Annotated in this window: 27 protein-coding genes and 1 riboswitch; of the genes, 10 read left to right on the top strand and 17 right to left on the bottom strand. The window is 73.0% G+C overall.

What is annotated here, in order from left to right; genetic code table 11:
* The 3 genes from ACFV0Q_RS17765 to ACFV0Q_RS17755 all read right to left on the bottom strand — a co-directional run.
* Nucleotides 1-1,041 (bottom strand): zinc-dependent alcohol dehydrogenase family protein (locus tag ACFV0Q_RS17765; RefSeq protein ID WP_385006279.1); only part of this gene is annotated, 1,041 nt, incomplete at its 3' end.
* A 29-nt stretch (nt 1,042-1,070) separates the two neighbouring features.
* A complete protein-coding gene (locus tag ACFV0Q_RS17760) occupies nt 1,071-1,730 on the bottom strand; it encodes a lysoplasmalogenase (RefSeq protein ID WP_385006277.1) in 660 nt (219 codons plus the stop codon).
* Complete coding sequence (locus tag ACFV0Q_RS17755) at nt 1,727-2,620, bottom strand: sterol desaturase family protein (protein WP_385006275.1); 894 nt, start codon at nt 2,618-2,620, stop codon at nt 1,727-1,729. Before ACFV0Q_RS17755 ends, ACFV0Q_RS17760 begins: the two co-directional genes overlap by 4 nt.
* Nucleotides 2,621-2,735: 115 nt before the next feature.
* Between ACFV0Q_RS17755 and ACFV0Q_RS17750 the strand changes: the two genes are divergently transcribed.
* On the top strand, nt 2,736-5,843 hold the full coding sequence (locus ACFV0Q_RS17750) for an NACHT domain-containing protein (RefSeq protein WP_385006273.1): 3,108 nt from the start codon (nt 2,736-2,738) through the stop codon (nt 5,841-5,843).
* Nucleotides 5,844-5,865: 22 nt separating this feature from the next.
* On the opposite strand, the gene ACFV0Q_RS17745 is transcribed toward ACFV0Q_RS17750, so the two are convergent.
* The 4 genes from ACFV0Q_RS17745 to ACFV0Q_RS17730 are packed head-to-tail and all read right to left on the bottom strand — an operon-like array spanning nt 5,866 to nt 10,098.
* Nucleotides 5,866-7,107 carry an amidohydrolase family protein gene (locus ACFV0Q_RS17745; protein WP_385006271.1) on the bottom strand — a complete coding sequence of 414 codons (1,242 nt, stop codon included), beginning with the start codon at nt 7,105-7,107 and terminating at the stop codon, nt 5,866-5,868.
* On the bottom strand, nt 7,104-8,402 hold the full coding sequence (locus tag ACFV0Q_RS17740; RefSeq protein WP_385006269.1) for an amidohydrolase family protein: 1,299 nt from the start codon (nt 8,400-8,402) through the stop codon (nt 7,104-7,106). The genes ACFV0Q_RS17745 and ACFV0Q_RS17740 overlap by 4 nt, the downstream gene beginning before the upstream one ends.
* A gap of 12 nt (nt 8,403-8,414) precedes the next feature.
* Nucleotides 8,415-9,299, bottom strand: a complete 885-nt coding sequence (locus tag ACFV0Q_RS17735) for an SDR family NAD(P)-dependent oxidoreductase (RefSeq protein WP_385006267.1) — start codon at nt 9,297-9,299, stop codon at nt 8,415-8,417.
* Nucleotide 9,300: 1 nt separating this feature from the next.
* Nucleotides 9,301-10,098, bottom strand: a complete 798-nt coding sequence (locus ACFV0Q_RS17730) for an acetoacetate decarboxylase family protein (RefSeq protein WP_385006265.1) — start codon at nt 10,096-10,098, stop codon at nt 9,301-9,303.
* A 115-nt stretch (nt 10,099-10,213) separates the two neighbouring features.
* Between ACFV0Q_RS17730 and ACFV0Q_RS17725 the strand changes: the two genes are divergently transcribed.
* From ACFV0Q_RS17725 to ACFV0Q_RS17705, 5 genes are all read left to right on the top strand, one after another.
* Nucleotides 10,214-10,870, top strand: coding sequence for a TetR/AcrR family transcriptional regulator (locus tag ACFV0Q_RS17725; protein WP_385006263.1), 657 nt, complete (start codon nt 10,214-10,216; stop codon nt 10,868-10,870).
* A gap of 49 nt (nt 10,871-10,919) precedes the next feature.
* Complete coding sequence (locus ACFV0Q_RS17720; RefSeq protein ID WP_385006261.1) at nt 10,920-11,897, top strand: DEDDh family exonuclease; 978 nt, start codon at nt 10,920-10,922, stop codon at nt 11,895-11,897.
* Nucleotides 11,898-11,982: 85 nt separating this feature from the next.
* Nucleotides 11,983-12,216, top strand: coding sequence for a hypothetical protein (locus ACFV0Q_RS17715; RefSeq protein WP_266577931.1), 234 nt, complete (start codon nt 11,983-11,985; stop codon nt 12,214-12,216).
* Nucleotides 12,217-12,296: 80 nt separating this feature from the next.
* A complete protein-coding gene (locus ACFV0Q_RS17710; protein WP_385006258.1) occupies nt 12,297-13,082 on the top strand; it encodes an SURF1 family protein in 786 nt (261 codons plus the stop codon).
* Between the two features lie 10 nt (nt 13,083-13,092).
* A complete protein-coding gene (locus ACFV0Q_RS17705) occupies nt 13,093-13,848 on the top strand; it encodes an SDR family oxidoreductase (RefSeq protein WP_385006256.1) in 756 nt (251 codons plus the stop codon).
* Nucleotides 13,849-13,876: 28 nt separating this feature from the next.
* Here the strand turns inward: ACFV0Q_RS17705 and amaP are convergent, their stop codons facing one another.
* The 8 genes from amaP to ACFV0Q_RS17665 form a co-directional block, all read right to left on the bottom strand.
* Nucleotides 13,877-14,431, bottom strand: coding sequence for an alkaline shock response membrane anchor protein AmaP (gene amaP, locus ACFV0Q_RS17700; RefSeq protein ID WP_385006254.1), 555 nt, complete (start codon nt 14,429-14,431; stop codon nt 13,877-13,879).
* 4 nt (nt 14,432-14,435) lie between these two features.
* Complete coding sequence (locus tag ACFV0Q_RS17695) at nt 14,436-15,065, bottom strand: DUF6286 domain-containing protein (RefSeq protein WP_385006252.1); 630 nt, start codon at nt 15,063-15,065, stop codon at nt 14,436-14,438.
* On the bottom strand, nt 14,963-15,334 hold the full coding sequence (locus ACFV0Q_RS17690; protein ID WP_385006250.1) for a hypothetical protein: 372 nt from the start codon (nt 15,332-15,334) through the stop codon (nt 14,963-14,965). The genes ACFV0Q_RS17695 and ACFV0Q_RS17690 overlap by 103 nt, the downstream gene beginning before the upstream one ends.
* Nucleotides 15,331-15,528 (bottom strand): hypothetical protein, encoded by a 198-nt coding sequence (locus ACFV0Q_RS17685; RefSeq protein WP_266577925.1) that lies wholly within the window; start codon nt 15,526-15,528, stop codon nt 15,331-15,333. Before ACFV0Q_RS17685 ends, ACFV0Q_RS17690 begins: the two co-directional genes overlap by 4 nt.
* Before the next feature lie 18 nt (nt 15,529-15,546).
* Nucleotides 15,547-15,978: an Asp23/Gls24 family envelope stress response protein gene (locus tag ACFV0Q_RS17680; RefSeq protein ID WP_385006248.1), complete on the bottom strand. Its 432-nt coding sequence runs from the start codon at nt 15,976-15,978 to the stop codon at nt 15,547-15,549.
* Between the two features lie 150 nt (nt 15,979-16,128).
* A complete protein-coding gene (locus ACFV0Q_RS17675; protein ID WP_385006245.1) occupies nt 16,129-16,908 on the bottom strand; it encodes an enoyl-CoA hydratase/isomerase family protein in 780 nt (259 codons plus the stop codon).
* A 165-nt stretch (nt 16,909-17,073) separates the two neighbouring features.
* The gene (locus ACFV0Q_RS17670; protein WP_007263382.1) at nt 17,074-17,295 is read right to left on the bottom strand and encodes a helix-turn-helix domain-containing protein; all 222 of its coding nucleotides are present in this window, start codon (nt 17,293-17,295) and stop codon (nt 17,074-17,076) included.
* A gap of 353 nt (nt 17,296-17,648) precedes the next feature.
* The gene (locus ACFV0Q_RS17665; protein WP_385006243.1) at nt 17,649-19,247 is read right to left on the bottom strand and encodes an ABC-F family ATP-binding cassette domain-containing protein; all 1,599 of its coding nucleotides are present in this window, start codon (nt 19,245-19,247) and stop codon (nt 17,649-17,651) included.
* 237 nt (nt 19,248-19,484) lie between these two features.
* Here ACFV0Q_RS17665 and ACFV0Q_RS17660 point away from each other — a divergent pair, with 237 nt between their 5' ends.
* Both ACFV0Q_RS17660 and ACFV0Q_RS17655 read left to right on the top strand, forming a co-directional pair.
* Entirely contained in the window at nt 19,485-20,375 is an 891-nt protein-coding gene (locus tag ACFV0Q_RS17660) for a neutral zinc metallopeptidase (RefSeq protein ID WP_385006238.1), read from the top strand.
* Between the two features lie 80 nt (nt 20,376-20,455).
* Nucleotides 20,456-20,851 (top strand): VOC family protein, encoded by a 396-nt coding sequence (locus ACFV0Q_RS17655; protein WP_385006235.1) that lies wholly within the window; start codon nt 20,456-20,458, stop codon nt 20,849-20,851.
* 23 nt (nt 20,852-20,874) lie between these two features.
* Here ACFV0Q_RS17655 and ACFV0Q_RS17650 read toward each other — a convergent pair whose 3' ends face one another.
* Nucleotides 20,875-22,290 (bottom strand): hypothetical protein, encoded by a 1,416-nt coding sequence (locus ACFV0Q_RS17650; RefSeq protein WP_385006232.1) that lies wholly within the window; start codon nt 22,288-22,290, stop codon nt 20,875-20,877.
* Between the two features lie 129 nt (nt 22,291-22,419).
* Nucleotides 22,420-23,550 carry an alpha/beta hydrolase gene (locus ACFV0Q_RS17645; RefSeq protein WP_385006230.1) on the bottom strand — a complete coding sequence of 377 codons (1,131 nt, stop codon included), beginning with the start codon at nt 23,548-23,550 and terminating at the stop codon, nt 22,420-22,422.
* 320 nt (nt 23,551-23,870) lie between these two features.
* Between ACFV0Q_RS17645 and ACFV0Q_RS17640 the strand changes: the two genes are divergently transcribed.
* Nucleotides 23,871-25,160 (top strand): anion permease, encoded by a 1,290-nt coding sequence (locus tag ACFV0Q_RS17640; protein WP_385006228.1) that lies wholly within the window; start codon nt 23,871-23,873, stop codon nt 25,158-25,160.
* Nucleotides 25,161-25,188: 28 nt separating this feature from the next.
* Complete coding sequence (locus ACFV0Q_RS17635; RefSeq protein WP_365920885.1) at nt 25,189-25,410, top strand: hypothetical protein; 222 nt, start codon at nt 25,189-25,191, stop codon at nt 25,408-25,410.
* A 151-nt stretch (nt 25,411-25,561) separates the two neighbouring features.
* Nucleotides 25,562-25,674, top strand: a riboswitch (cobalamin riboswitch). This riboswitch is flagged as partial in the annotation.

The following is a 25,674-nucleotide window of genomic DNA, read 5'->3' as shown; positions in this document are numbered from 1 at the left end:
GGGCTTGATCATGACCTTGAGGGCGCTGCGGTCGTCCATCGCGCGGTAGCCGTCCGGGACCTCGTCCAGGGACACGGCGCGGTCGAAGACGGGCGCCGGGTCGATGGCCCCGCTCAGCACGTCCTCCAGCAGCTCCGGGATGTACGCGCGGACCGGTGCCACACCGCCGCGCAGGGTGATGTTGCGGTCGAACATCACGCCGAGGTCGAGGCCGGTGCCGCTGCCGTGCGGGACGCCGACGTAGCCGATGGCCCCGCCGTCGCGGGTGATGTTCACGGCGGTGCGCATGGACTGCTCGGTGCCGACGGCCTCGATGACGGCGTGCGCGCCCTGACCGCCGGTCAGCTCGCGGACGGCCGCCTCGGCGGCCTCGCCGCGCTCGGCGACCACGTCGGTGGCGCCGAACAGCTTGGCGATGTCGGTGCGGACGCTGTGCCGGCCGAGGGCGATGATCCGCTCCGCGCCGAGCCGCTTGGCGGCCAGTACGCCGCACAGCCCGACCGCCCCGTCGCCGACGACGGCGACGGTGGAGCCCTTGCGGACGCCCGCGCCCAGGGCGGCGTGGTGGCCGGTGCCCATGACGTCGGAGAGGGCGAGCAGGCCGGTCAGCAGGTGGTCGTCGGAGACGGCCTCGGCCGGGAGCTTGACCAGGGTGCCGTCGGCGTGCGGGACCCGGACGGCCTCGCCCTGGCCGCCGTCGTGGCCGACCGAGCCCCAGAAGCCGCCGTGGGCGCAGGAGGTGTACAGGCCCTCGGAGCAGTAGTCGCAGGTGCCGTCGGACCACATGAAGGGGGCGACGACGAGGTCCCCGGCGCGCAGGCCGGAGACGGCGGAGCCGGTTTCCTCGACGATGCCGAGGAACTCGTGCCCGATGCGCTGACCGGGCTGGCGCGCGGCCTCGCCGCGGTAGGCCCACAGGTCGCTGCCGCAGATGCAGGCACGCAGCACGCGGACGACGGCGTCCTCGGGGCGCTGGATCGCAGCGTCGGGCACCTCCTCCACGCGGATGTCGTGCGGGGCGTGGATGACGGTGGCGCGCATGGTGATGCAGCCCTCCGGATCAGATTGATTCAGTCTTGTATGACTTCCCTACGGTACGCCCGGACCGGAGTGAGCGCGCCCGCGGCCAGCAGGTACTGGGCCGCGAGGTAGGTGGCCATGATCCAGAAGTCGGGGCGGGGCAGCTGGGGCCAGTCGGCGACCCCGGTCGCGATCAGGGTGTCGGAGAGCAGGAACAGCGCCCCGCCGATGCCCGCGGTGCGGCCGAGCGCGCTGGAGCGGTAGGCCATGGCGGTGAGCAGCAGGCTGTACCCGGCGACGGGGATCCGCAGATCGGCCGGGAGGTCGCCCCAGAGCAGCGCGACGGTGCCGACGAGCGCGAGGGCGTACGCGCCCCCGAGCGCGGGGCTCGTCCGGCCCCGGCCGAAGAGCACGAGGTAGCAGACGTGCCCGGCGGCGAAGGAGCCCATGCCGATCAGGAAGGCGGGATCGGCGTCGAAGAGCAGGGCCAGGTCCCCGCACCAGCCGAACAGCAGGGCGGCGACCAGCAGGCGGGGGGCCCGGCGGGTGACCACGTAGGCCACCAGCAGCGGCATCAGCAGCGGCTTGGCGATCACGTGCCCGAGGTGCCAGCCGGCCAGCAGCGCGCCGAGGTCGGCGGCGGTGGCCACGGCGAAGGCCCCGAGCAGCACCCGGCCGGTACGGGCGGTCGCCAGGTCGGCGGTGCTCACGCGGCGGGCTCCCGCTCGGAGGGGGCGGCGGAGGGGGCGGGGGCGGCGGAGGCGGCGGGGGCCGCGGGCTGCCAGCCGGGGCCGCGGAAGACCCGCCCGGCGCGCTCGCGCCAGCCGCGGGCGGCGCGCAGGTCCCGGGCGATGGCGGCGTACTCGTGGGTGGCGACGCGCAGCGGGTTGTGGGTGTCGATGTTCTTGGTCAGCCCGTAGACGGGGCGTTCCGTCTCCCCCACCCAGGACCCGAACATCCGGTCCCAGACGATCAGGATGCCGCCGAAGTTGCGGTCCAGGTATCCGCCCTGGGAGGCGTGGTGGACGCGGTGGTGCGAGGGGGTGTTGAACACGAACTCGTAGGCCCGCGGCAGCTTTCCGATGCGCTCGGTGTGGACCCAGAACTGGTAGAGGAGGTTGATGCCGTAGCAGAACGGGATCGCGGCCGGGTGCACGCCGAGGGCCACCATCGGCAGGTAGAACCACCAGGTGGTCGCGCTGGTCCAGGGCTGGCGCAGGGCGGTGGTGAGGTTGAACCGGCGGCTGCTGTGGTGGACCACGTGGCAGGCCCACAGGATGCGGATGACGTGGTGGAGCCGGTGCTGCCAGTAGTAGAGGAAGTCCTGGGCGAGCAGCATCAGCAGGGCGGTCCACCACAGGAACGGCACGCGCAGCGGGGTCAGTTCGTAGACCGCCGTGAAGACCGCGACGACCGGGATCTTCCAGAGCAGGTCGAACGCGATGCTGCCGAGCCCCATGGTCACGCTCGTGACCGCGTCCCTGGTGTCGTACCCGGCGGCGTCCTCGTCGGGATGGAGGCGGTAGCTCACCACCTCGATGACGGTGAGCAGCACGAAGGCGGGTATGGACCACAGCACGACATCGGGCAGGTTCGGCATGTCCGCACCATAGAGGCGCCTCCGGGGGCACCGCTAGAGGTTGTTACCGATCGGTATCCAACGGGGTTACCGGCGGTTCGCGCGTTAGTCTCGGAGCCGACGGGGAGGGCAGGGGATGACGGGGATCGAGACGCTTCTCTTACGGGTGGCGGGCACGGCGGCGAGCACGCTGGTGAAGTCCCTCCTGTCGCGGACACCGGGCGCGGGACTGACCCCGGACCCGGCCCGGCCCGCCCCGCCGTGGCGCCGCCCGGCCGAGCTGGGCGAGGCGGAGACGCGCCGCCTGGCGGAAACCCTCGCGGCCCGCCTGGAGCGGGCCACCGCCCGCCTCCCGGAACACGAACGCCTGGCGGCGGTCGACGCGGTCGGCGACGCCTTCGCCGCCCTCGGACCCCTCGACGCGCAGGCCCTCTTCGCCGCGGACCTCGACCCGGCGGCCCTGACGACGGCGGTCCTGGCCCACACCCCGCCGGCGGGCCTGAGCGAGGCGGCGCGGGCCGCGTACCGGGAGCTGGTCGCACTGTGCTGCGCCCACGCGGTGGAGTACGCGACGGCCCTGCCGGGCTTCGGGGCCCGGGCCGACGTCGAACTGGTCCGCCGGACCGGCGAGTTGGCCCGCTCGCTGGACCGGCTGAAGGACGACTCCGACGGGGCGGCGTACGCCTTCGAGGAGCGCTACGCCGAGTACGTCGCCCGCACCCACGGCCGCCTCCAGCTCTTCGGCCTCACCCCCAGCCGGTCCCGGCTGGAATGGCCGCTGGACGTGGCCTACATCAGCCTCGCCGTCAGCGCCGAGGAGTCGCCCTCGGAGTCGCCCGGCCCGCACCGGACCTCCGCCGACGTGAAGCGGGCGCTACGGGGAACCGCGCGGGTCCTCCTGCGCGGCCCGGCCGGATCGGGCAAGAGCACGCTGATCCAGTGGCTGGCCCTCAACGCCGCCCGGCGCAGCTTCGGCCCGGAGCTCGACGAGCTGAACCGGTGCGTGCCGTTCGTCCTGCGGCTGCGCTCCCTGATCAGGTCCCACGAAGCGCCGCCGATGCCGGAGGACTTCCTGCGGGCCGCGGGTGTGCCCCTGCACGGCGAGGCGCCGGCCGGCTGGGCCTCGGCCCTCATGCGCAGCGGGCGGGCGCTCGTCCTGGTCGACGGGGTGGACGAGGTGCCCCAGCACCTGCGCAACCAGACCGAAGCCTGGCTGTGGTCGCTGCTCGGGGCGTACCCCGAGGCCCGGTACATCGTGACGACCCGCCCCTCGGCCGTCCCCGAGGACTGGCTGTCGGGCCACGGCTTCTCACGGTCCGCCCTGCTGCCGATGGAGCGCAGGGACATCCAGACGTTCGTCGCCCACTGGCACGACGCCGCGCGCACCGAGTGCCGGTCCCCCGAGGAGCGCGCCCACCTCGACCGGTACGAGACGTCCCTCAGGCGGGCTGTGGGCTCGCGCCGCGATCTGGGACGGCTGGCGACCAACCCCCTGATGTGCGCCCTGCTGTGCGCCCTGAACCGGGACCGGCACATGCACCTGCCGCGGGCGCGCAAGGAGCTGTACGACGCGGCGCTCGACATGCTGCTCGTCCGGCGCGACAACGAACGCGAGATCACCGGTGTCGAAGGCGTCTACCTGACCCGGGACGAGCAGACGCTGCTGTTGCAGAAGCTCGCCTACTGGCTGATCCGCAACGAGCACCTGGAGGCGGACCGCGACGAGGCCGTCGCGATGGTGGGTGAATGGCTCGACGCGATGCCGCAGGTGCGGGCGCAGGGCAGCGCCCGGCAGGTGTTCAACCACCTGCTGATCCGCAGCGGTCTGCTGATCGAACCCGTGCCCGGTTCGGTGCAGTTCGTCCACCGGACCTTCCAGGACTACCTCGGCGCCAAGGCCGCCGTGGAGGACCGGGACTTCGGCGTCCTGGTGCGCCACGCCCACGAGGACGCCTGGGACGACGTGGTCAGGATGGCGGTGGGCCATGCCCGCCCCGACGAACGCGCCCGGCTGCTGCGCCAGTTGCTCCGCCGCGCCGAGAAGGTCCGGAGTCACCGCAGCCGGCTCGTCCTGCTGGCCGCGGCCTGTCTGGAGCACGCTCCGGAGCTGGACCCGGAGGTCCGGGACGAGGTGCAGGCCCGGACCGCGGACCTGCTGCCGCCCCGCGGCCCGGAACAGGCCGAAGAGCTGGCCAAGGCCGGCGAGATGGTGCTGGAGCTGCTGCCGGATCCCGACGGCCTGAGTGAGGCGGAGGCCGTCGCGAGCATCCGGACGGCCGCTCTGGTGGGCGGGGACCGGGCGCTCCAGGTGATCGCCGGGTTCGGACGGGACCACCGGTACGAGGTCGGGCACGAGCTGTCGGAATCCTGGGGGCGCTTCGACACCGCCGCCTACGCGGAGACGGTACTGGCCGGCGCCTGCCTCGGCGCGGCGCACCTGCACATCCGTACGCCCGAGCAGTTGACGGCGTACGAAGGGCTTCCGCACATCCGCCGCGTGCACCTCAGCTGGTACGGGCGCATCCCCGCGGCGATCAGCGGACGGCCGGGCCTGGAGTGGCTGGTGCTCCAGGGCAATCCGGAGCTGAGGGAGCTGTCGCCCCTGGCCGGACACCGCTCGCTGCGGCACCTGGGGGTCTTCGACTGCCCGAAGCTGGGCGGTATCGAGCCCGTCGGAGAACTGGACGCGAACAGCCTGTCCTTCGGCTACGTCCCGAACGGCCTGTCCCTGGCCCCGCTGGCCGGGGTCCCCGCACTGCGGTCCCTGGTCATCGGCTTCGAGCCGAAGGAGCGGTGCCTCGGGGACATCCCCGCCGCGGCGGAGCTCACCAAGCTGACCCTGTGGCAGGGCGCCCGGGAGCTGTCCCTCGACGGGCTGGAACAGTGGCCCGCGCTGTCCTCGCTCGCCATCGCGGGTGACTGGCAGTACGGGCAGCTGGTGGTACGGCCGCCGCTCACCGGACTGACGGCCCTGCAGATCCGGTACACCGCACCGGTCGACCTCGCCCACCTGGTGCCGTACGGCCGGCTGCGGGAGCTGATGCTGCTGCGCTGCGGGTTCGGCAGCGGTCTGGAGCCGCTGCGGGAGTTGCCGGAGCTCACCCGGCTGCGGCTCGCCGAGTGCGCCGGCACCGTGGACCTCTCGCCCCTGGCCGAGGCACACTCCCTGCGGCTGGAACTCGACCGGCGCACCGCGTTCACCGGAACGGAGCGGATCCCGCCGGAGCGGATCACGTACTTCTGACGTGCCGCACCGGCGGGGCGGGTCACCAGACGCGGACCGAGGCTCCTCTTGCGAAGGCGGGGCTGGTGGCGGTCGGGGGGATTTCGGTCAGGGGGGCGGCGATCTCCGAGACCAGGGGGCCGTGCTTCGCGGCCAGGGTGTTCAGGAAGGGGAGGTCGAAGCCGTAGACGCGGGCCGCGTTGCCGCCGGCCATCGCGGCCACCTCCTCGCGCGGGAGGCCCGCGTAGGCGATGCGGAGGCCTTCGCGGGAGAAGGGGGTGGTGCCCTCGTCGTGGGGGTAGTCGCTGCCCCACATGATCTTGTCGAGGCCGATCCGGTCGCGCAGCGGGACCTCGTGGGGGCGCATGAAGCTGGCCCCGACGAAGCAGTTGTCCCGCCAGACCTCGCTGGGGCCCTTGCCCATCGATCCGGCCAGGCCCGCGCCGAACTTGGCCTCCGCCGTGGACGCCGTGGACGCCGCCGCGACCAGGCGGCCGTGGTAGTAGTCCAGCATGTCCAGCACGCCGGGGATCCAGCCCGAGCCCTGCTCGGTCAGGACCAGCTTCAGGCCCGGATGGCGGCGGAAGGCCCCGCCGAAGATCAGGTGCCACAGGGCTCGGTGCGAGAACCAGGTGGTCTCCACCATGAAGACCGCCCGGGCCGCCGGTTCGTCCCCGAGCGGGGGCGAGGCCGAACCGCCGTGGTGGTTGACCGGGACGTCGAGTTCCGCGCAGACCGCCCAGATCGGGTCGTACGCCGAGGAGTACAGCTCCGGGACCGGCGAGCCCGGCGGGACGCCCGGGAGGAGGATCCCGCCCGTCAGGCCCGCCTCCCGGGTGCGGCGGATCTCCCGCACCGCCGCGTCCACGTCGTTGAGGAGGATCTGCACCACCCCCGCCCGCCGGCCCGGGGCGTCGGCGCAGAAGTCGGCCATCCAGCGGTTGTGCGCCTTCAGGCCCGCCCAGCGCAGCCCGTACTCCTCGGCGGTGGGCGGCTGGGCCATCAGGGAGGCCTTGGGGAAGAACGGCGGGATGGTGTTCGGGAAGAGGACTTCCGCGACGATGCCGTCCGCTTCGAGTTCGGCCAGCCGGCGGGCCGAGTTCCAGTTGCGGTCGGCGGTGTCGGCGAGGAGGTCCTCGTACGGGTTGACGTAGGTGGCGGCCCAGGCGTCGAACTCGTCGTGGTACCGCTTCTCCAGGTACGGCTTGTAGTCGAGGAGGTCGGCGCCCGCGTGGCAGTCCGCCGAGATGACCGTGTAGCGGTCCTCCGCACCGTTCCGCGTCATGCCGAGACCCCCAGGACCGGGAAGTCGCCGCCCGTGATCCAGTGCCGGCCCGTTTCGCGGGAGCGGGACCAGGAGGCCTCCACCGCCGCCTGGTCCGGGGACTGGCCCAGCTCGGCCGGGGTGGGGCCGATGCGGCGGGCGAGCGGGGCGAGCTTCGCGGTGTCGAAGCCGAAGACCTCCGCCGCCGCCAGGCCGAGCATCCGGCGGGTTTCGGCCACCGGGATGTCGTGGAAGGTCTTGCGGAGCCAGTTGCGGGTGTCGGGCCAGGTGCCCTCGGGGTGCGGGAAGTCCGAGCCCCACAGGATGTTGTCCACGCCGATCTCGTAGCGCTGGGCCAGCTCCCGGCGCTTGGTGTTGGTGGCGCAGATGAAGACCTGCCGGTCGAGGTACTCGCTCGGCGGCCGCTTCAGCTCCTCGAACGGGGAGAGCTTCTTGCCGCCGTGCGCCCCGAGGTACAGCCGGTCCATGAACCAGAGCTGGTTCGGCAGCCACCAGCAGCCCGACTCCGCCACGCCGAACCTCAGGCCGGGGTGCCGCTCGAAGACCCCGGACCAGAGCAGGAACCACAACGGCCGGGCCGGCCACCAGGTGACCTCGGAGACGAAGATGCCCAGGTGGTCGCCGTACTCGTGGCGCGGCGAAGAGCCCGAGTGGGTGACGATCGGCATCTGCGTCTCGGCGGCCGCCGCCCAGACCGGGTCGTAGCGGCGGTCGTGGTAGGGCTCCTTGTCCACCCACATCGCGGGGATCATCAGGGCGCCGAGCCCGGACTCCTTGGCCCGGTGGATCTCGGCGACCACCTTCGCGGGCTCGGCGGTGATGGGCAGCAGCGCGACCCCGCAGTGCCGTTCGGGACGCTGCGAGACGAACTCGGCGAGCCAGCGGTTGTGCGCCTGCGCGCCCGCCATGCCCAGCTCGGGGTCCTGGTCGCCGGAGAGGCCGAGGCCCACGCCGAAGGGGGCGGCGGTCTGGCTGTCGACGGCGTCCGCGTCGGGGAAGACGACCTCGGCGGCCACCCCGTCCCCGTCGAGTTCCTTCAGCCGCTGCGCGGTGTCCCAGCCGCCCCTGAGGCCCTCCTCGTGATCGTGGAACCACTTCTCGGCGAAGGCCTCGTTGCGCACCCCGAGCCGGGTGGCCTCCGCGCGGCGGGCGTCGCGCTGGCCGAGGAACTCGTCGAACTGTGGGTGGAACCTGCGGTCCAGGTAGGGGCGGTACAGCTCCGTGGGCAGGCCGGCGTGGCAGTCCGAGGAGATGATCAGGTACGGGTCTTCGTATTCGTACGGTGTGTCACTCACGTCGCACACTCCTCAGTCGAGGATGAAGCTCTCCAGGTAGGCGGGGTTGGCGCGGTCGAGCATCGACCGCAACCGGGCGCGGATCTGCCGGTCGCTGTGCTCGCTGGCCGGGAGCATCCAGAAGCGGTCGGCGCGGATGCCGTCGAGGACGTGCTCGGCGACCTCCTCCACGGGGGTGAAGTCCACCTCGTGGCCGGCCTGTCTCATCGCGGCCTCGTACTGGTCGAGACTGCGGTACGGGGACCTGCGCGGCCGCTCCTTCGCGTAGCGGGCGGGGCGGTTGCGGTGGGACTCCCACAGGCCGGTGCGCAGCATGTGCGGTCCGGGGAAGAGGACGGAGGCGCCGACGGCCGCGCCCTCCGCCTTGAGGTGGGCGTACAGGGACTCGGTCATGGTGACCACGGCCGCCTTGGTGACGGCGTAGACGGAGGCGGTGGGCAGGGGGGCGATGCCGCCGTCGCCGGAGGAGGTGTTGACGACGTGCCCCGGGCCGCCTGCGGCGATCATGCGGGGGACGAAGGCCTGGATGCCGTGGAAGACGCCCCAGACGTTGACGGAGAAGGCCCATTTCCAGTCGTTGGGCTCGTGCTCCCACATCCGGCCCTCGGCGCCCGATCCGACGCCCGCGTTGTTGCACAGCACGTGGACGGCGCCGAAGGCCTCGTAGGCGGCGTCGGCGAGGTAGAGCACGGAGTCGCGGTCGCTGACGTCGACGGGGCGGGCCAGGACCTCGGCTCCCTCGGCGGTGAGTTCACCGGCGGCCTTGCGCAGGGCGGCCTCCTCGACGTCGGCGAGGACCACCTTCAGTCCCTCGGCGGCGAAGCGGCGGGCCATGGCGAGGCCGATGCCGCTCGCGGCGCCGGTGACGACGGCCACCTGTCCGGGTTCGAGGCGCATCTCAGACGCTCCCCTCGGGCGGTCCGTCGAGGATCTGCAGGGGGTCGTCGTAACGCTGGTGCACGTACGGGAGGAGGGCCTGGGCGCTGACCCGCTCGACGGCCCGGCCCTTCTGGTCGGTGGTCTTCTCGCCGATGGTGATCTCGACGAGGCGGCGTACGGGGAGATCGGCGACGGGGTCGTACATCGACTCGCGCAGCACCACGTCACCGGTGATGTGCTCCAGCTTGCGGACCTTCTCGTTGCGCGTGCAGTGCACCAGCACCGGGTCGGACTCGAAGCCCGAACCGTCCACCGCGGGAAGGAACTTGAAGTAGAAGTCGGTCTTCTGCACGGGCTCGGGCAGCGGCAGCGTGCGGTCCACGGCCCCGCGCACCTCCACGAAGGCGATGCCGTGCCGGGCGAGGGCGGCCCGGACGACGAGGCCCTCGCGCTCCACGGTCACCTCGCCCAGCTTCTTCGGCTCGCCGAACACCTCGCGGCCGCCGGTCAGGGCGCGCTCGTGGGTCATCGGCATGACCAGCGGGTACCAGCCCTCGATGTCGCCGTGCCGGGCGGCGACGGCCACCGAGCCGGCGCCGAGCGGGTAGCCGGGCAGGTCGACCTTGCTGATGTTGGCCCGTACGAGGGCCCGTTCGGCGGGCTTCAGCGGCGGCGGCAGGACCGCCGCCACCACGTCCGGGTCGGTCTCCCAGACGGCCACGACCCCGGTGGACCAGATGTCGGGGAGCTTCGAACTCTTCTCGCGCGACGCCGCGATCTCGGCCTCGGTGCGCGCTCCGTACCGTACGCGTGCCATGTCTCGCACCACCCTTCGGTCGGTCGTTCTGTAACACAGTTACACCGCTGCCGATGAAGGGTAAAGACCCCTGCACGCACCAGAACTGACGTTCCGACAGATTGGCGGCCGGCCCATGGCGAGGAACCCGCTCACCCGCGAGGAGGTGCTGGAGGCCGCCGCTTCGCTGGTCAGGGCGCACGGCCCGGCGGGCCTGACCATGCGGGCGCTCGCCGCCGACCTGGGTACGGCGGTGACCTCCATCTACTGGCACGTCGGCAACCGCGAATCCCTGCTCGACGCCCTCGTGGAACGCACCGTCCAGGAGATGGGCGCCGTCCGGCCGGTCGGCCGCACCCCCGCCGACCGGATCCTGTCGGTGGCCCGGATCCTGCGCCGCGAACTGCGCGGGCGCCCGCACCTGATCGCGATGGTCCACGAACGGGGCCTCACCGAGCGGATGTTCCTGCCCGCCCAGCAGGCCCTGGTCCACGAGGTGCACGCCGCCGGTCTGCGCGGGGCGCGGGCCGCCGACGCCGTGCGCGCCGTCCAGTTCCAGATCGTCGGCTTCCTGCTCGTCGAGCGCAACCGCGAGCGCTCCCCCGCGCAGTCCCCGGCCGAGGGCGAACTCTGGGACCCCGGCGCGGCCCCCGACGACCCGGCCCTGGCCCGCGCCCTCTCCCGCCCCGCCGACCCGGAACGCCTGTTCCTCCTGTCGGTCCGCGCCCTCGTGCGGTCCCTGCTGTCACCGCCCGCGCCGCACGGCGCCGACGGCCCCGGAGGGGGGTCCTGAAGGGCCGTCGGGACACGGCTGTCGGTCGGGGCCGATATCCTCTGTGACCATGCTTGACGACCGTACGACCGCAGACACGACGTGGCCGACCGCGTACCCCCAGGGGTACGCGGTCGTCGACGTGGAGACGACCGGGCTCGCTCGTGACGACCGGATCGTGTCCGCGGCCGTCTACCGGCTCGACGCGCGGGGCAACGTGGAGGACCACTGGTACACCCTGGTCAACCCCCGCCGGGACCCGGGACCGGTCTGGATCCACGGGCTCACCAGCGAGATGCTCTCCGACGCGCCCCTCTTCGAGGACATCGCCGGAGAGTTCGCGGAGCGGCTCGCCGACCGGGTGCTCGTCGCGCACAACGCCATCTTCGACTGGCAGATGATCGCCCGGGAGTACGCGCGGGCCTCCGTGACCGCGCCGGTGCGCCAGCGGCTGTGCACCATCGCGCTGTCGAAGGAGCTGGACCTCCCGCTGCCCAACCACAAGCTGGAGTCGCTCGCCGCGCACTTCGGCGTGGTCCAGCAGCGCGCCCACCACGCGCTCGACGACGCCCGCGTCCTGGCGGAGGCGTTCCGTCCGTCGCTGCACGCGGCCGCGCGGGACGGTGTACGGCTGCCCCTGCTGGAGTGCCGCCCGCTGACGGAGTGGTCGGACTCCCCCGCCACCCCCCGGATCGGCTACCAGGCCTCGTACGGCGGCTCCGGCACCTGGCGGGCCTCGCGCAAGCGCCCGCCGTGCCCGCACCCCAACCCGGGGCGCTTCGAGGACGGCAAGCCGCTGAAGCAGGGCATGCGGATCGCGTTCTCCGGGGACACCTCGGTGGACCGGGAGCTGCTGGAGGACCGGGCGGTGGAGGCGGGGCTGCATGTCGCGACGAGTGTGTCGCGGCTCACGAGCCTGCTGGTGACCAACGACCCCGACTCGGCGACCTCGAAGACGGTCAAGGCGAAGACGTTCGGCACCCCGGTGGTGGACGAGGCGGCCTTCACCCAGCTGCTGCGGGACGTGGCGGCGGCTCAGGAGAAGTAGGCGCGTTGCTCCGGCCGGGTGCAGGGACCGCGACTCACCCCGGTGGATCTTGTTCCGGTCGGCCGCCGTCCGCAGCATGCGGCGCATGGCACGTTGTGAGGTCTGCGGAAACGATTACGGCATGTCCTTCGAGGTGCACGCGCAGGGCGCCGTGCACGTCTTCGACTGTTTCTCCTGCGCCATCCACCGCATGGCGCCCATCTGCGAGCACTGCCGGGTCCAGATCATCGGCCAGGGCGTCGAGGTCCAGGGCCAGTGGTTCTGCGGCGGGCACTGCGCCCGCGCGGAGGGGAAGGTGGGCATCACCGACCGCGTCTGAGCCCCGTCCCCGCGTTCCGTCCCGACCCCGGAGGCCACCCGGCCGCCGGGGTCACCGTCGTCCCGGGTACCGTCGTGGGTGTGTACCGCTTCGTCCTGACCCGGCAGTGGGTGTGCCTCACCCTCATCGCCCTCGTCCTCATCCCCGCGATGATCAAGCTGGGGTTCTGGCAGTTCCACCGCCATGAGCACCGGGTCGCGCAGAACGAACTGATCGCGAAGAACCTGTACGCGGAGCCCGTGGCGATGGCCGGGGTCAGCTCGCCCGGCCACACGGTCCCGAGGGACGACTACTGGCGTGCCGTCACCGCCACCGGCACCTACGACGCCGCGCACGAGGTGGTCGTGCGGATGCGCACCTCGAACGACGACAAGGTCGGCTTCCAGGTCGTGACCCCGCTGGTGCTGGCCGACGGCCGGGTGGTCCTCGTCAACCGCGGCTGGGTGGCGGGCGGCGACGACCCGCGGGCCTACCCGCCGGTGCCGGCCGCGCCCGCAGGCGAGGTCACGGTGACCGGGCGGCTCAAGGCCGACGAGACCAGCGCCGGCAGCGGGATCAAGGACCGCAAGGGCCTCCCGGACCGCCAGGTGATGCTGATCAACAGCGAGCAGCAGGCCGCCGCCCTGGGCCGGCCCGTCCTCGGCGGGTACCTGGAACTCACCGCCCCCGTCCCGCCGGGCGGCAGTCCGGAGCCGGTGGCCGAGCCCGACCACGATTCGATCGGCCCGCACATGGCGTACGCCGTCCAGTGGTGGCTGTTCGCGGCGGCGGTACCGGTGGGGTGGGTGGTCCTGGTGCGCCGGGAGAAGCGCGACCGTGAGGAAGCCGCCGCGAAGGCCGTGCCGCTGGAGCCCGCTTCGGCGTAGCGTGGCCCGCATGGATCTTGGACTGAAGGACCGCGTCTACGTCGTCACCGGAGCCACCCGAGGGCTCGGCTTCGCGTCCGCTCGGGAACTGACCGCCGACGGGGCGAAGGTCGTACTGACGGGCCGGGACGAGAAGCGGGCGGCCGACGCGGCCGCGGCACTCGGCCCGGACGCGCTCGGCGTGGCGGCGGACAACTCCGACCCGCGGGCGGCGGCGCGGCTGGTGGCCACCGCCCGGGAGCGCTTCGGCCGCTTCGACGGCATCCTCATCAGCGTCGGCGGGCCGCCGCCGGGCAGCGCCGCGGACAACACCGACGAGCAGTGGACGGCGGCCTTCGAGTCGGTGTTCCTGGGCGCGGTCCGCCTCGCCCGGGCGGCGGCGGCCGAGCTGGGCGAGGGCGGGGTCATCGGCTTCGTGCTGTCGGGCTCCGTCCACGAGCCGGTCCCCGGACTGACCATCTCGAACGGACTGCGGCCGGGGCTCGCGGGCTTCGCGAAGTCCCTGTCGGTGGAGCTGGGCCCGCGCGGGATCCGCGTGGTCGGGCTGCTGCCGGCCCGGATCGACACCGACCGGGTGCGCGAGCTGGACGCGCTCTCCGGCGACGCGGACGCCGCCCGGGCGGGGAACGAGTCCCGCATCCCGCTGCGCCGGTACGGCCGGGCGGAGGAGTTCGGGCGTACGGCGGCCTTCCTGCTGTCCCCGGCGGCGTCCTACCTCACCGGCGTGATGCTCCCGGTCGACGGCGGCTTCCGCCACGGCTTCTGACCCCGGCGTACGACCCCCGGCTCCGGCCTCAGGTCACCCGCTGCGCGTGGTGGGCGGTGACCTTCAGGCGGGCCTCGGCGGGCAGTTCCGGCAGGCCCGCCGAGGTCCGGGCGTGGGTGAGGACGGGGCCCGCGAGCCCGGCCAGCGCGTCGGCGGGCACGGCGTGGGGTTCCAGTTCGAGCGCCACGCGCAGGGTCGGGGAGCCGCGCCGGCCCCGTAGCGCGACCCGGCAGCCGGAGACCCCGTCCAGCGCCCCCGCCTCGGCGGCCACCGCGGATTCCAGCGCGTGGCCGCGCAGCAGCGCGTAGGCGCCGTCGCCGGTGTCCACGGGCAGCGCCGCGAGCCGGGGGCGCCGCAGCTGCGCCAGCAGCCACCACAGCGCGAGCAGCACGCACAGCGCCAGCGCGGCGAGGAGCGCCCACCACCAGCCCTCGGGATGCCCGTACCGGCTCCGCGCCTCGGCGGTGAGCAGCGGGGCGTGGCGGCCGCCGAGGGGCCGGAATCCGGTCAGCAGGCAGGCTCCGGCCGCCAGCAGGACCAGCCCGGTCAGCGCCAGCAGGGTCCGGTTCACCACCCCGAGCATCCGCTCACCTCCTGACCCGGACGCGGGGCCGCGGCGGGTGCGCGAGGCCCAGTTCCTCGATGCCGACGGCGACCACCGCGTCCAGGTCGGCCCGTACGTCGTCCAGTTCGCGGAAGTGCGAGGTGGCCCGGACCCCGACGCGGCCACGGCCCATCCGCACGCGGACCGACCGGACCCCGGAGACCTCCATGGCCCGGTCGCGCAGCACCAGGGCCGCGGCCTTGCGCCGGATCCCGGCCCGGACCCCCGGCTCGGCCCGCATCGGCAGCAGTCCGCGCAGCCCGGGGGCGAGCGCCAGCAGCAGGAGCACCGCCCCGGCCAGGGCCAGGACCCCGCCCGCGACCAGTACTTCGGTGTCGGCCGGGGTGTGCCGCTCCAGCTGGGCGGCGAGTTCGCGGCGCCAGCGCATCGCGGGCCGGTGGGCCCGTACCGCGGCCAGGTCGTAGAGGAACAGCCCCGCCACCGCGAGCACGGCCAGCGCGGTGAGCCCGGCCGGGATCCGCCGGGCGGAGCGGAAGCGGCGCGGGGGCGTCACCGCAGCCGCCTCTCCCGTCCGGCGGGGGCCGGCCGGAGGGAGGCGGGGTGCAGGTGCTCGATCTCGATGTCGACCTCGGGGACCGACATCGCGGCGCACTCCTCGACGCGGAGGGCGACGAGGCGGCGTACGGCGGCGCACTGGGCGGCGAGGTCGCAGGGGTAGGCCAGCTCCAGGCTGATCCGGACCCGGGCGATGTCGTGGTGGACGGTGACGGCGGCCTGCGGGGCCTTGCCGGGCAGGGCGTCGAGGGCCTCCCGGGCGGCCTGGGCCGCGATCTTGGCCACGACCCGGTCGGCGATCCGGGTGGCGCCCCGGTCGGCGGCCGCCACCAGCGGCGGGGTGGCCCGCGGTGCGGGCGCGCTCATCGGGGGCCGCGCCGGTCGTCGCGGCCGCGGGGGCGGAACAGGTCGCCGGGTTCCAGGTCCCCGTCGAGGAACCGGCCGACGACGAAGCCGATGGCGCCGAGTGCCGCCACCAGCAGGAAGGCTCCGAAGCCGCCGAAGTAACCGGCGAAGCCGAGTGCCATGCCGGCCAGCAGGCCGGCGACCGCCATGCTCATGTGCGTGGCTCCTCTGGGCTACTGGAGCCGGGACTCCGGTTCCTCGTCTTCCTCGTCGGGCAGCTTGACGTCGCTGACCGCGATGTTGACCTCGACGACCTCCAGGCTGGTCATCCGCTCGACCGCCGAGATGACGTTCTCACGGACCGCCCGGGCCACCTCGCGGATCGACACGCCGTAATCGACGACGATCTCCAGGTCGAGGGCCGTCTGGACCTCGCCGACCTCGGCCTTCACCCCGCGGCTGACGGCGGACTTCGAGCCGCCGGGGACGCGGTCGCGGACGGCCCCGAAGGTGCGGGAGAGGCCGCTGCCGCTGCCCATGGCGTGGACGCCGGCCACTTCGCGGGCGGCGAGCCCGGCGATCTTCTCGACCACGCCGTCGGCGATGGAGGTGCGGCCGCGGTCTGCGGGGGCCTTGCCGGGGCCCCCTGATGCGGATTCGGTCATCGCTGGTCCTTTCGCGCCGTGCGGACTGCGGACTCCCGTCCACCGTAAGCGCCCGCCCGCGCGAACGCGCCGGGACTGCGCCGGTCGGCCGGATCCGGTTTCACGGTTCCGGCCGTCCGGGCGCGGGGCCCCGGCGCGCAGCGGCCCAGGTCAGTCGGAGAGGCCGGCCAGGTCCCGCAGGCGGCGCGCCTGGGCGGCGCGCTCGGCGGCGCGCTGGGCGTCGTAGGGCCGTGAGGTGGCCTCGCGGAGCAGCGCCTTGGTCTCGATGACGGCGTCGCGCGGCGGGGCCAGCAGTGCCGTGGTGAGGTCCTGGACGGCGGCGTCGAGTTCGTCGGCCGGTACGACCAGGTTGGCCAGGCCCACCCGCTCGGCCTCCTCGGCGTGCACGAAGCGGCCCGTCGCGCAGATTTCGAGCGCGCGGGCGTAGCCGACCAGTGCGGTCAGCGGCTGGGTGCCGGCCAGGTCGGGCACGAGGCCCAGGCTGGTCTCGCGCATGGCGAACTGCACGTCGTCCGCGACCACCCGCAGGTCGCACGCGAGCGCGAGCTGGAAGCCGGCGCCGATCGCGTGCCCCTGCACGGCGGCGACGGAGACGATGTCATTGCGCCGCCACCAGGTGAAAGCCTCCTGGTACTCGGCGATGGTGGAATCGAGGATTTCGTCGGATCCACGGGCCAGATCGAGGAAGGACGGCTCGCCCTCGAAACCTTCGGGGGTGAACGCCTGCCGGTCGAGCCCTGCGGAGAAGGACTGGCCCTCACCGCGCAGCACGACGACCCGGACGGTGCCCGGCAGCGACCGTCCGGCCTCCGCCAACGCCCGCCAGAGCGCGGGGGATTGAGCGTTTCGCTTGGCCGGATTGGTCAGAGTCACCGTGGCGACCGTGTCGTCGATGGTGAGCCGTACGCCGTCCTTGTCGAGCAGAGCCATCTGGTGCCTCCGGTGTGCAGTCGTGGCCGCATGTGGCCTAAGTGACTGCACAGTAACCACCCAGTCGACCACAGGGCCGACCGGGGGTCACCGAAGGAACCGTGCGTGGAACCGAACGGAGCTTGTCGCGCGCCTCCGGCGCCGGCCTCGGCCTGACGGCCAGGGTCAGGCCGCAGCCGCCTTCTTGCCGCGTGTCGCGCCACCGCGACCACGCAGCGTGACTCCGGATTCACTGAGCATCCGGTGGACGAATCCGTAGGACCGGCCGGTCTCTTCGGCCAGCGCCCGGATACTCGCACCGGAGTCGTACTTCTTCTTCAGGTCTGCCGCGAGCTTGTCGCGCGCGGCGCCGGTTACCCGGCTGCCCTTCTTCAGAGTCTCGGCCACCCGTGCCTCCTCATGGGAAGTGCGCTCTGGACTTCTCATGATCACCCCTCCCCGGCTTCCTGGCCACCCATTCAGCAAGGTCGGTACGACGGCATTTCCCGAGCGGTGGACACCCGAGCAGAACGGAATCTTCTCTTCCGCCGCATGACCTCCGTCACACTCCCCGACCGCCGAGAGGAATCACCAGGTCAGGGGCCGGACGCGGAAAGGGAACGGCCCCGGACGCGCATCCGGAAGGACGCGGCCGGGGCCGTCACACAGGGCGCGACGGTACGAGACCGTCTCACTCAGATGATGGATCACGCCTGAGCCGAATGATCCATAAGGAACTGGATCAGCGGACCCGGCGGCCGTCAGGCGAGGGCGACGAGGTCCCGGTAGTCCGGACCCCACAGGTCCTCGACCCCGTCCGGGAGCAGGATGATCCGCTCCGGCTCCAGGGCCTCGACGGCGCCCTCGTCGTGGGTGACGAGGATGACGGCGCCCTTGTAGGTGCGCAGCGCCCCGAGGATCTCCTCGCGGCTGGCCGGGTCGAGGTTGTTGGTGGGCTCGTCGAGCAGCAGCACGTTGGCCGAGGAGACGACCAGCGTGGCCAGGGCCAGACGGGTCTTCTCGCCGCCGGAGAGCACGCCGGCGGGCTTGTCCACGTCGTCGCCGGAGAAGAGGAAGGAGCCGAGCGTCTTGCGTACGGCGACCAGGTCCAGGTCGGGCGCCGAGGAGCGCATGTTCTCCAGGACGGTCCGCTCGGGGTCGAGGGTCTCGTGCTCCTGGGCGTAGTAGCCGAGCTTGAGGCCGTGACCGGGGACGACCGTGCCGGTGTCCGGCTTCTCGGTGCCCGAGAGCAGCCGCAGCAGGGTGGTCTTGCCGGCGCCGTTGAGGCCGAGGATGACGACGCGGGATCCCTTGTCGATGGCCAGGTCGACGTCGGTGAAGATCTCCAGCGAGCCGTACGACTTGGACAGGCCCTCGGCGGTCAGCGGCGTCTTGCCGCAGGGCGCCGGGTCCGGGAAGCGCAGCTTGGCGACCTTGTCGGAGACGCGGACGGCGTCCAGGCCGGCGAGCAGCCGGTCGGCGCGCTTGGCCATGTTCTGGGCGGCGACGGTCTTGGTGGCCTTGGCGCGCATCTTGTCGGCCTGCGAGTTCAGGGCCGCGGCCTTCTTCTCGGCGTTCTGGCGCTCGCGCTTGCGGCGCTTCTCGTCGGCCTCGCGCTGCTGCTGGTAGAGCTTCCAGCCCATGTTGTAGACGTCGATCTGGGCGCGGTTGGCGTCCAGGTAGAACACCTTGTTGACGACCGTCTCGACCAGGTCGACGTCGTGGGAGATCACGATGAAGCCGCCGCGGTAGTTCTTGAGGTAGTCGCGCAGCCAGACGATCGAGTCGGCGTCGAGGTGGTTCGTGGGCTCGTCGAGGAGCAGGGTGTCGGCGTCCGAGAAGAGGATCCGGGCGAGCTCGACGCGGCGGCGCTGACCGCCGGAGAGGGTGTGCAGGGGCTGGCCGAGGACCCGGTCGGGCAGGCCGAGGGCGGCCGAGATGGTGGCGGCCTCCGCCTCGGCGGCGTACCCGCCCTTGGTCAGGAACTCCGTCTCCTGGCGCTCGTACTGCTTCATCGCCTTGTCGCGGGTGCCGCCGGTGCCGGTGGCGATGCGCTCCTCGTTCATGCGCATCTTCTTGATCAGTACGTCGAGTCCGCGGGCGGAGAGGATCCGGTCGCGGGCGAGCACGTCGAGGTCACCGGTACGGGGGTCCTGCGGCAGGTAGCCGACCTCACCGGAGCGGGCGATGGAGCCCCCGGCGGGCTGGCCCTCGCCGGCGAGGCACTTGGTGAGCGTGGTCTTGCCCGCTCCGTTGCGGCCGACGAGGCCGATGCGGTCGCCCTTGGCGACACGGAAGGAGGCGGACTCGATGAGGACGCGGGCGCCGGCGCGCAGCTCGACGCCGGTGGCGGTGATCACGGAAATACTCCAGGGCGGTGGGGACGGCGGAAGGGGGGCAGGACGCGCGTATCTTCGACGCCGCTAATCCGCGAGGAGATTTGCCATGGGTTCATTCTACCGGGGGTGCGCAACCACTTTTCGGGGCCTCCCGTCGCCCGTTCGGCCCAGGGACCCTCCCGGGGCGCGGGGGCGCGTATCAGGATGAAGGGGTTGATACCCGCCGCAGGGGCGGCCACCGATGCGAGGCGGTTCGGTATGCAGTTCGACGACGACGCCCATCTGGACACCTCCGAGGTCAAGGACGTGCGGAGCAGCCGTGTCCCGGGCGGGAAGGCCACGATCGGCGGCGGCATCATCGGCCTCATCGCCCTGGTCATGGGTCTGCTCTTCGGGGTGGGTCCGGAGCAGCTGGGGCTGTCGGACGGCAGCCCGGAGCCGGTCGCGACCTCGTCGTCGGCCGCCCAGGTGCAGCAGACCTGCAAGACCGGGCAGGACGCCAACGCACGGGAGGACTGCCGGCTGGTCGCGGTGGTGAACAGCACACAGGACTTCTGGAAGCAGGAGTTCCAGCGGCGGGGCGGGAGGTACAGCCCGGCGTCGACGGTCTTCTTCACCGGCCGGGTGAACACCGCCTGCGGCGCGGCCACCGCGGCGGTCGGCCCCTTCTACTGCCCCGGCGACCGGCAGGTCTATCTGGACCTGGGCTTCTTCAACGAGCTGCGGACGAAGTTCGGCGCCAGCGGCGGCCCCTTCGCCCAGGCCTACGTCGTCGCCCACGAGTACGGGCACCACATCCAGAACCTGACCGGGACGCTCCAGCGGGCCCAGGACGGGCAGCAGGGCGCGAACAGCAACGCGGTCAAGGTGGAGCTCCAGGCCGACTGCTACGCGGGGGTCTGGGCGCACAACGCGACGAAGACCCCCGACAAGTCGACGGGGCGGCCGCTGATCACCAGCCTCACCGACCAGGACATCCGGGACGGCCTGGACGCGGCGGCCGCGGTGGGCGACGACCGGATCCAGGAGAAGTTCCAGGGCCGGGTCACCCCGGAGTCCTGGACCCACGGCTCGGCCGAGCAGCGCCAGCAGTGGTTCTACCAGGGCTACCGCACGGGCGACATGGCCCAGTGCAACACCTTCCGCTGACTGTCGGTGGTGCCTGCCATGCTGTGGGGTGAATCACACGCGCGCGTTCCCGCGCCCGTTCCTGAGAGGGAGTGATCGCCATGGCAGGCGTTCCGACCGTGTTTCCGACGCTGCTCTACAGCGATGCCAAGGCGGCGATCCGGCAGCTGACCGAGGCCTTCGGATTCACCCAGCTCGCGGTGTACGAGGGTGACGACGGCACGGTGATGCATGCGGAGCTGTCGTACGGGAGCGGCGCGGTGATGCTCGGCAGCAAGGGCCGCGGCGGCGTCTTCGACAAGGCCATGGACGGCGCCGGCCCCTCGGGGGTCTACATCGTGGTCGACGACGTGGACGCCCATCACCGGCGGGCAGTCGAGCACGGGGTGGAGATCCTGATGGAGCCCACCGACCAGGACTACGGGTCGCGGGACTACATGGCCCGGGACGGCGAGGGCAACATCTGGAGCTTCGGGACGTACGCGCCGCAGATCTGAGCCCGCGGCGCGTACGTACGGGGCTACGCGCCGCCGGTGTGCACCTGGAAGGCGGCCCGGCGGACGGCCTTGGCCAGGGCCGGGTCGGGGTGGGCGGCGGCCAGCGCGACCAGGACCTGCACGGTGCGGGGGTGGCCGACGGCGCGGACCTCGTCCAGCAGGCGGGGCACGGTGGTGCGGACGGCCGAGTCCAGGTGGCGGGCGAGCAGGTCGGCCTCGCCGTGGTCGGCGATGGCCGCGGCCGTGTCCACCCAGAGCCAGGTCGACTCCTCCTGGGTCAGGACGTCCTGGGCCTCGTCGGGGTCCACCCCGTCGTGCTCGGCGAGCCACAGCAGGGCGTAGGGCCGCAGCCCCGGTTCCCGTACGGCCGCGCGGACCTCGGGCTCGGCGGGGGCACCGACCACGCGCAGGGCCTCGAAGGCCAGGCCGCGCAGCAGGGCGTCCTCGCCGCGGGCCGCGTGCAGCAGCTCGCTGACGGCGTGGCCGACGGGCCGGGCGGCGAGCCAAGCCTGGTACTCGGCGCGGGCCGGTCCGGGGGTGAGCCGGGCGCAGCCGTGCAGCATGGCGGCGGCGGACTGCTCGATGTTCCCGGCCGGGCTCTGCGCGGCGACGCAGATCTGCTCCAGCTTGACCCACACCGCCCAGCTGCCGAGCGGGGTCAGGGTGGCCCGGGCGGGGCCGAGGATGACGGCGTCCACGGCGGCGAGTCCGCCGAGCGCCCAGCGCAGCAGCCGGGCGAGCGGGACCGGCGGGGGCTCCGGGACGGCGGCGGAGCCGGGCGCGGGTTCCGGGCCGTAGGGGATCTCGCAGCGCTCGTCGCGCAGTTCGGTGACCCGGGCTCCGAGGAGGTCCAGCAGGTCGGGGACGGTCACGGGTCCGGCGGAGAGCTGGAGCAGCGACAGGAGTTGGGGCATCGCCTCGACCACTTCGGCGACGGCCGAGGGGGCGATGTCGGCGGGGGCCGGGTGGACGAGCGACCAGGCGTCGAAGAGGGCGACCCAGCCGCGCAGCACGGCCGTGTCGTCGCGGTCCCAGGCGCGCAGCCGCCAGCCGGGCCGGGCGTGGCCGCCGTGCACCTCGACGAGGCCGGAGAGCCGGGCGCGGTCCCAGCCGACCCGGATCTGGCCGTGTGTCAGCCGCAGTTCCGCGGCGGCCCGTTCGACGTCGGCGGTGGGCAGCGCGCCCATCGGGGCGGGCCGGCCGCCGTCGCCGGCTCCGAGGTTCAGCTCGGCCCAGCGGGCCAGCCGTACGGCGTCGGAGAGGGAGGCGCGGGCCCGGTTCGCCAGGTCTGCCGTGGCGGGGGTGCCCGCCGGAGGACGGGGGGCCGTCCGGGTTCGCCGGTCGGTCACCGCCTTGCGCGCCGTGGCGACGGAGCGCGGGGAGACGAGTCGGAGTCTGGAGTCGCGAGCCAACTGCTCATCAGGCTTTCGGGACGTCACGGAAGCAGTCTCGCCCGTCACTGGCCGAAAGCCCAAACGGAACCAGCCGTTTCCACAGGTCAGCGGATGGACGAACCGGGACAATCGCCCCGCCCTGTCCCGTCCGCCACAGCCCCTTCACATAAGAGGTCACATGAGGGGGACGAGGAAGCGGCGCAACGCCTCCTCGTACCGCCCCGGATCGGCGTTCCACATCGCCCCGTGCGCGGCCTCCCTGACGGTGTGCAGGGTGATGAGGTCGGGCCGGGCGGCGGCGAGCCGGCGGGAGGGTTCCCAGGGGGCCAGGGTGTCGTCGGGCCCGTGGAAGATCAGGACGGGGACGCGGAGCGCGCCCGGATCCGAGCCCGGCGGCCGGCGGTCGGCGCGCAGCCCCGCCCGGCCCTCGGCGGCGCGGACGGCGAGGGGGATCAGCGGGCCGGGGGTGTGGCGGGCGGCGGCGAGGGCGCTCAGGGTGGCGTGCCAGTCCAGGACGGGCGAGTCCAGCACGATCCCGGAGATCCGGCCGGCCAGGGCGGAGCGCTCGACGGCGTGCAGGGCCATGGCCGCCCCGGTGGACCAGCCGTGCAGGATCACCCGGCGGGCGCCGTAGCGCAGGGCGTAGCGGATGGCGGCGTCCAGGTCGCGCCACTCCGATTCGCCGAGGTGGCCGACGCCGTCCGGGGAGGCGGGGGCGCCGAGGTCGCCCCGGTAGGCGAGGTCGAGCACGGGCAGCCGCAGGCGGTGCAGGAAGGGCATGACCACCATCGGGTGCTCCCGTCCGGCCCCCAGCCCGTGCACGGTGATCACCCAGGTGTCCCGGGCGGCGGGTACGAACCAGGCGGGCAGCGCGCCCAGCTCCCCGGGGACGTCCACGTCGGCGTGGCCGAGGCCGAGGGCCGTACGCGGGTTCCCCAGGTGGACCTGGGGGGTGAGGGTGACCCGGGTGCCGGGGTCGAGGCTGCCGTGCGTGACGGCGACGAGGCGGCGCACGACGGTGTCCGGGCCGGAGGGGACCCCGTCGAGGACCGGGCCGATCACGGCGTGCACCCCGGGCGCGGCCAGTCCGTAGGTGCCGGGGCGCAGGGAGGCCAGCGAGCGGGTGAGCACGACGCGGCCCGCGGCGGTGGAGTGGACGCTGAGCCGGGGGCTGCCGGGCAGGGGGCGGCCGGGTTCATTGCGCAGGGCGGCGTCGGCGGCGTACCGGGCGGCCGCGACGGCGGCCGCACCGGCACCGATCAGGGTCGTGGTGACGGCGGCTGCCGTCGCTGTGGCGGTACGCACCGCTCCAGTGTCGAGGCACGGGGGCGGGCGGGCCACCGGAGGGGATCGGCGCACTCCGCTCACCCCGCGGCGCGAGCGGAGTGATCTGCCTCTCTTTCCTGGGCGGCAGGGGGGTGGAGTACCGGCCGGAAGACCCGTGGCCAGAGGTCCGTATACGTGGCTCTGACATGCATTAATCGATATATCTACGACAGAATCGGGACCAAGGGCCCGATCGCGCCCCGACCCGGGACACCGCGCGTCCCGAGTCAGTTCACCTTCCGTTCATCCAGGTTGCCTACGGTCGCCGAGCCACTGACGTCAAACAGAAGCCTGGGTAAATGGAGCACATAACGCTTCTCCTCGGGATCGTGATCATTACCGCTCTCGTGTTCGACTTCACGAACGGTTTCCACGACACGGCCAACGCGATGGCCACCACCATCTCGACCGGCGCCCTCAAACCCAAGACGGCGGTGGCCATGTCCGCCGTGCTCAACCTCGTCGGCGCGTTCATGTCCGTGGAGGTCGCCAAGACGATCTCCAAGGGCCTCGTCAACGAGGAGGGCATCCAGCCGGAAGTGATCTTCGCCGCGCTCGTCGGCGCGATCCTCTGGAACCTCGTCACCTGGCTGGTCGGTCTGCCGTCCAGCTCCTCGCACGCCCTGATGGGCGGCCTGGTCGGTGCGGCCGTCGCCTCCGCCGGCCTCGGCGCCGTCAACGGCGGCACGCTCGTCACCAAGGTGCTGCTCCCCGCGGTCGCCGCGCCGATCGTGGCCGGTGTGGCCTCGATGCTCGCCGCCAGGCTCACGTACAAGCTGGGCGGGAACATCGGCAGGAAGACCTCCGCCAAGGGCTACAAGGCCGGCCAGATCGCCTCGGCCGGACTCGTCTCCCTCGCGCACGGCACCAACGACGCGCAGAAGACGATGGGCATCATCACCCTGGCGCTGGTCGCCGGCGGCGCGCTCGCGCCCGGCTCCAACCCGCCGGTCTGGGTCATCGTCTCCGCCGGCTTGGCGATCGCGCTGGGCACCTCCCTGGGCGGCTGGCGCATCATCCGCACCATGGGCAGCGGCCTGACCGACCTCCAGCCGCAGCAGGGCTTCGCCGCCCAGACCTCGGCCGCCAGCGTCATCCTGGCCTCCTCCAGCCTCGGCTTCTCCCTCTCCACCACCCACGCCTGCTCGGGCGCGGTCATGGGCGCGGGTCTGGGCCGCAAGGGCGGCGTGGTCCGCTGGTCCACCGCCACCCGCATGTTCATCGCGTGGGGCCTGACCCTGCCGGCCGCCGCCCTGGTGGCCTCGGGCGCCGAGCTGGTCATGCGGACCGGTGACGTCGGCGTCGCCGCCGTCGCGGTCTTCCTGGTCGCCTCCTGCTTCGCCATCTGGGTGATCTCCCGCCGCCAGGTCGTCGACCACACCAACGTCACCGCCGTCGACGCCGCCTCCACCGGGGCCGGCGCCGAGCAGCCCGGCGTGGTCACCACCGCCATCGCCGCCGTGGCCGTCCCGCCGGCCGCGGGCACCACCGCGGCCGTGACGGATGGGGACCTGAAGGCCACCATCCCGGCCTCCACCGCGAACCCGGCGACCCCGGCGACCCCCGCGGCTCCGGCCGCCGCGGTCTGACCCCGAGAACGACAGAGGAAACGGCAGTATGAAGATCGACTGGGCAGCACTCGGCTCCGTCTTCGGGGTCAGCCTCTCCGCCACCGTCGCCCTCGTGGCCCTGTTCACCCTGGGCCTGGTGGGCCTCTCCAAGCACGAGGCCGCCACCGAGCAGGGCGGGGCCGCCACCCTGGCCCGCAGCGGCGCGTACGCCTGCTTCGCGCTCTGCGCGGCGGCCGTGACCTACGCGATCTACCTGATCGTCAGCTGACGCGGCACGTGTGAAGGCTCCCCCCGGGATTCTCCGGGGGGAGCCTTCGCATGTCCGCGTCTCCCCCGTCACGCGTCCGCGCCCGCCTCCCGCGCGTCCCCGCCTCCCCTTCGTCCCCCGTCCCACCGCAGGTCAACAGCAAGTTGACGGGCGTTCGCGGGGCGTGGTGGACTGCCCGAGCCAATACGGCGGCATGGAGAGGAAGTCCGGTGCGAATCCGGCGCGGTCCCGCCACTGTCACCGGGGAACGCACGCGGCGCGTGC

Origin of the sequence: Streptomyces sp. NPDC059564 (assembly GCF_042735575.1) — a bacterium.
Taxonomy (GTDB): domain Bacteria; phylum Actinomycetota; class Actinomycetes; order Streptomycetales; family Streptomycetaceae; genus Streptomyces.
Note: the sequence above shows the minus strand (reverse complement) of the source record. Positions and strands in the feature narration are given on the sequence as shown.